Annotated in this window: 8 protein-coding genes and 1 pseudogene; 3 read left to right on the top strand and 6 right to left on the bottom strand. The window is 63.0% G+C overall.

Features of this window, described 5'->3' with window-relative positions; genetic code table 11:
- A pseudogene (locus tag ACTS2Z_RS13565) lies at positions 1-211 on the top strand (hypothetical protein); the annotation flags it as partial.
- A 3-nt stretch (positions 212-214) separates the two neighbouring features.
- Here ACTS2Z_RS13565 and ACTS2Z_RS13570 read toward each other — a convergent pair.
- From ACTS2Z_RS13570 to ACTS2Z_RS13580, 3 genes are read right to left on the bottom strand one after another with little or no spacing between them, the layout of a single operon-like run.
- The gene (locus ACTS2Z_RS13570) at positions 215-655 is read right to left on the bottom strand and encodes a flagellar basal-body protein FlbY (protein ID WP_442573740.1); all 441 of its coding nucleotides are present in this window, start codon (positions 653-655) and stop codon (positions 215-217) included.
- Positions 652-978, bottom strand: a complete 327-nt coding sequence (locus ACTS2Z_RS13575) for a rod-binding protein (RefSeq protein ID WP_442573741.1) — start codon at positions 976-978, stop codon at positions 652-654. Before ACTS2Z_RS13575 ends, ACTS2Z_RS13570 begins: the two co-directional genes overlap by 4 nt.
- Complete coding sequence (locus ACTS2Z_RS13580; protein ID WP_442573742.1) at positions 978-2,081, bottom strand: flagellar basal body P-ring protein FlgI; 1,104 nt, start codon at positions 2,079-2,081, stop codon at positions 978-980. The genes ACTS2Z_RS13575 and ACTS2Z_RS13580 overlap by 1 nt, the downstream gene beginning before the upstream one ends.
- Positions 2,082-2,318: 237 nt before the next feature.
- Here ACTS2Z_RS13580 and ACTS2Z_RS13585 point away from each other — a divergent pair, with 237 nt between their 5' ends.
- On the top strand, positions 2,319-2,741 hold the full coding sequence (locus ACTS2Z_RS13585; RefSeq protein ID WP_442573743.1) for a flagellar assembly protein FliX: 423 nt from the start codon (positions 2,319-2,321) through the stop codon (positions 2,739-2,741).
- Between the two features lie 159 nt (positions 2,742-2,900).
- Complete coding sequence (dksA, locus tag ACTS2Z_RS13590; RefSeq protein ID WP_442573744.1) at positions 2,901-3,332, top strand: RNA polymerase-binding protein DksA; 432 nt, start codon at positions 2,901-2,903, stop codon at positions 3,330-3,332.
- Here dksA and ACTS2Z_RS13595 read toward each other — a convergent pair.
- The 3 genes from ACTS2Z_RS13595 to flgH all read right to left on the bottom strand — a co-directional run.
- Positions 3,329-3,721: a hypothetical protein gene (locus ACTS2Z_RS13595; RefSeq protein WP_442573745.1), complete on the bottom strand. Its 393-nt coding sequence runs from the start codon at positions 3,719-3,721 to the stop codon at positions 3,329-3,331. The two genes, dksA and ACTS2Z_RS13595, sit on opposite strands and share 4 nt — an antisense overlap.
- Entirely contained in the window at positions 3,705-4,148 is a 444-nt protein-coding gene (locus tag ACTS2Z_RS13600; protein WP_442573746.1) for a hypothetical protein, read from the bottom strand. The genes ACTS2Z_RS13595 and ACTS2Z_RS13600 overlap by 17 nt, the downstream gene beginning before the upstream one ends.
- An 86-nt stretch (positions 4,149-4,234) precedes the next feature.
- A partial coding sequence (gene flgH, locus ACTS2Z_RS13605; RefSeq protein ID WP_442573747.1) for a flagellar basal body L-ring protein FlgH occupies positions 4,235-4,883 on the bottom strand: 649 nt, incomplete at its 5' end.

Raw genomic sequence — 4,883 nt, forward strand, 5'->3', positions numbered from 1 at the left:
GATGAGCGAGCGGGCCGGGGCCGGCGCGGTGATGGGCGCGAGCTTTGCGGTCGGTCTCTACTGGCTGGGCATGGCGTTCGGGCGGGCCGTCTCCATGATCGCCGACGCTGATCACGATACCCGCACGCGCTACAACGCTGCCGCCATAGCGTTCGAGACGGTGATGGGACTTGCGTTGTGCGCACCTTTCATCGCCCATCTGGGCAGCTAGGCGTCAGGCGCGCTGATTGATGGCAATCGAGCCAATGCGTGAAGCATTGGCAGATTGCGGGCCGTAGCCGGCATTCTGGGCCTTCTGTCGGATGGCTTCGTCGGCAATCGCCTTGACCAGGCCTTCGGTAATTTCCTTCAGTGCCTCGACGACCCGGCCATTGCGCGCGACGGCCGCATCAAGGGCCTCCACATTACGGCGCAGGCTCGCCTTCAATGCCGGATCCAGCCCGGACAGACGCTCCGGGTCCGATGCGGCAAGCTGGGTTTCCCGGCGATAGATGTTCGCCAGTTGCATCTTTTCGTCCTGAAGGTCGAAAGCCTTGTGCGGCTCGCGGGCTTCGAAGTGACGGGTTTCGATATCGAAAAGCTCGGTCAGGCGCGCGGTCAGGCGCACCAGCGCGCTTGCGCGTTCAGCCGGGTTGCTGGCTGACAGTTCGCTCATCGCTGGGCTCCTGCTTCCTGGAGGCGCAGCATTTCGCGCGCCAGGTCGTCGGCGAGGCCAATGCCGCCCGCGCGCGCCATCACTTTCGCGTATTCCTCGTTCAGCATGCCACGAAACGCGCTTTCGCCGGGACCGCCGCCAAACATCTCGCTCTGGGTGCTTTCACCCATCATCTGCTCCATGAGCTGGGCGAGGAATACCGCCTCGAACTCTTCGGCAACGCGGCGGGCCTGATCAGGCGTAGATACACGGCCCGTGCCCGGCAGGCCCGGCTCGCGGGTGGTGAAGGCAGTCTGGACCTGGGAAGCGAGAAGATCGTCCATCACAGCACCTCGATCTCGGCCTGAAGGGCGCCTGAGGCCTTGATGGTCTGGAGAATGGTGATCATGTCGCGCGGCGATACGCCCAGAGCATTGAGACCGTCGACCAGTTCGCGCAAGGAGACGGTGCCTTCCAGCACGCCAAGCTGCATGCCGTCTTCTTCGGCTGTCACCTGCGTGCGCGGCAGGACAACGGTTTCGCCCCCTTCTGCAAAGGCGCCGGGCTGGCTGGCGATCGGTGTCTCGCTGACCGTGATGGTGAGATTGCCTTGCGCAATTGCCACGGTGGAGACGCGCACATTCTCGCCCATGACAATCGTGCCGGTGCTTTCATCGATCACGACGCGGGCGCGCATGTCGGCAGCAACGCGCAGCTGCTCCACGTCAGCGACCAGGCTCACCATGTCGCCCGCAAAGCTCGCCGGACGGCTGACGACCACGGTTGCCGGGTCGGTGGCGTGGGCCGTGCCGGTGCCAATATAGGCGTTGATGGCGTCAGCCATGCGGCGGGCCGTCGTGAAGTCCGGATTGCGAAGGGCGAGGCGGATCTCGTCCCGGCTTGCGAGGTCGAAGCGCAATTCGCGCTCGATGATCGCGCCGTTGGAAATACGGCCATTGGTGGGAACACCGCGCGTGATGCTGGCGCCATCGCCGTCAGCCGAGAAGCCGCCAACGGCAATGGAGCCCTGGGCCACGGCATAGACCTGACCATCGGCGCCCATCAGCGGCGTCGCGATCAGGACACCGCCCTGCAGGCTGCTGGCATCACCCATGGCTGACACGGTCACATCCATGCGCGAGCCTTGCGTGGCAAACGGCGGCAGGTGCGCGGTCACAAGAACGGCCGCCACGTTTCCGGTGCGCAGGTCCGCATCGCGGATATTGACGTTGAAGCGCTCCATCAGCGAGTTCAGCGACTGGCGGGTGAAGGCCGAATTGCGCAGCGTATCGCCCGATCCGTCGAGGCCCACGACCAGGCCATACCCGACGAGCTGGTTCTCACGGACGCCCTCGATGTCTGCAATGTCCTTGATGCGCGGGTTGGCAAAAGCCGGCGCCATAAGCGCCAGTCCAAGGGCCAGAGCGGTGACAAGACGGATCAGCATGGTGCGCGGTTCTCCGCATGGGTGTGCGTTCACGCGTTAACCATGCGAGAAACGTGCCAGCTGCAGCCGGCGTAACGTGTTGAAATTTCTGCAGAGCGGGATCGCGCGCCGTGCCCTTGCCTGCCGGGTGCGCGCACATGGTCGGAAGATATTGCCGGGTGGCCGAAGCAGTTTAAGCCTCTGTTAAGCAAGCTTAAGCACATTCGCGAATGCAAACCTGTCGATGAGGCAAGCCCGATGAAAATCACCGGTCCGGGCACAACCCAGGGAACGGGCGCCGCCCGGCGCACCAGCCGCACCAATAGCGGTTCGGCAAGCTTTTCTCCCACTACACCTTCCGCGGCGCCAGCCTCGACGGGCGTGAGCGGGGCCGGGCCTGTTGCCTCTGTCGGGTCGGTCGAAGCACTCCTTGCCTTGCAGGGCGATCATGACGAGGCCGGTGCCCGCAAGCGCGCAACCGAGCGTGCCTTCACCCTGCTTGACGTGCTCGATGACCTGAAAATCGCGCTTCTGGAGGGCGGTGTGCCGCGCTCGCGCCTTGTCCGTCTGATGGATGTCCTCAAGGCCCGCCGCGAGTCGGTTTCCGATCCGCGTCTTGAGGCAATGCTGGACGAAGTTGAGACACGCGCCGCCGTCGAACTGGCCAAATACGACGCCTGAACGCAGGGCAAACCGAACCTTAGCCTCTGTAAGTCATGATGTTTTCACATTGGCATCAAACTTGCGCCACAACGGTCATGCATCGTTGACTTGATGACTTCGGTGGATATTCTCCGCCGCGCTCATGAAGAGGGGCGTATACGTCACGGAGGCGGTCGGATGAGCGGGTTTGAATCCAAGATCGAACTGCCAGAAGGCTATCGTCCGAGTGAGGACGAGGACTTCATGAATTCGCGGCAGAAGGAATACTTCCGCCGCAAGCTGCTTGCCTGGAAGGACGAGATCCTCCGCGAGAGCAAGACCACCCTATATGCCCTTCAGGAAGATGTCGGTGCGCTGCCCGACCTTGCTGACCGGGCCTCTACCGAGACGGATCGTTCGCTGGAGCTTCGGGCCCGCGACCGCCAGCGCAAGCTGATCTCGAAGATCGACTCGGCCTTGCGCCGTATCGAGGAAGACACTTACGGCTATTGCGATGAAACCGGTGAGCCGATTTCGCTGGCCCGTCTCGATGCCCGTCCGGTAGCCACGCTGAGCCTTGAGGCGCAGGAGCGCCACGAGCGCTCCGAACGGGTGCACCGCGACGACTAGGGCGTGTCTGCGCCGCGGGCAAAGCGCTCGGCAGCATCCCAGTTGTCAAAGGCGCGAGCCTTGAAGCCTGCCTTGTGCAGCATCTTCGTCATGTAGACAGCATGCATCATGTTGGCCGGGCTGTAGACATAGCTCATGCGGACATGTCGCGGCATGGCCTCGACGAAAACGCCGCCAACTTGCACGAACTCTTCCAGCGTGTGTTCCAGCGCGCATTGACGGTAATCGAGAAGGATTGCATCGCGGTTCTCCGCGATGACCCGCTCCGCAAGGCGCCGGGCATTGGCCAGGCTGTCGCGAACCCGGTTGGTGCCGATCAGCCGCGCACAGAAGACATTCGCGCCCTCCAGCTCGAAGCGGTCGAGGGTCAGATCAGGCGCTACGGGCATGAAGGGCAGGGTCCATTTGATGGTCGGGAGACTGGCCACGATCGAGCGCTATCTGCCGGTTCACCCACGCGATCGCCGGACGGTGCGTGGCGAAGGGTTCGGTGACAATGCCCTTGGCTTTCAGCGTGCGCATGAGCGTTACGACAAAGCCCGCATGGTGGCGCGCAAGCACATACGCCACCGGAAAACCGGCCGGCAGGCGGCTGGCAACCCGCCCTGCGAGCGTACCGATCTGGAAGGTGTCGTGGGTGTAAAGCATGCGGCGGTAGTCAAACACGAGGCCCTTGATGCCACCTGCGGCTACCCGGTCCAGCAGCATTCCGCCCCGGTCCCGGCTGATTTCCGGACGGTTCACCCCGATCAGGCGGACATACATCACGCCGTCTGGCCCCAGTATTCGCGTCAGATAGGAAAAGCGCCCCGTCATTCGGCCCCCGGTTGAGCGTTTCGCTATCCTGAGGGCAGAATGATGAGGAAAGCGTTAGCTTTTCCCGGCTTACAGGCCGCCAGCTGCTAGAAAGGCCAGAGCAGGTTGTAGATTTCCTGGCCAACCGGCGGGCGCTGCATTTCGGAGATATGGCCCCGTCCGCCATAGGAAATGCGCGCTTCGGCGATCTTGGTGTGATCGATCGTGTTGTCCGAGGCGATATCCTGCGGACGCACGATGCCGGAGATCAGCAGTTCGCGAACTTCGTTATTGATGCGCACTTCCTGACGGCCATGCACGATCATGTTCCCGTTCCACAATACGTCGACCACGATAGCCGCCGCCGTCAGCCGGATGGTCTCGGAACGGTTGACCGACCCGGTCCCGCGCGTGGAGCTGTTGGAGCCCATATTGACCAGGTTTTCCGGGTCGATGGCGTCGTTGAAGAAATTGCCAAGCGCAGCTTCGCCGCCGAAGAAGTTGGAGATTCCCGCGTTCTCGGCCGTGACGCGCGAACGGTTGGTCTGGTTGTTCACCTGCGCCCGGTCGGCGATATTGATGTTGACCGTCAGGATGTCGCCGACACGAGCTGCACGTGGGTCGCCGAAAAAGGTCGAGGAATTGGACCGCCACAGCGAGTTCAGATTTCCGGCATCGCTCTGGCGCGCCGCAATGGCCGCTTGCAGGGCCTCAAGCTGGCGCGGGTTGGAGGCGCCCGTCTGCTCGGTAATCCCG

It is taken from the genome of Glycocaulis sp., from assembly GCF_052168375.1.
GTDB lineage: Bacteria > Pseudomonadota > Alphaproteobacteria > Caulobacterales > Maricaulaceae > Glycocaulis.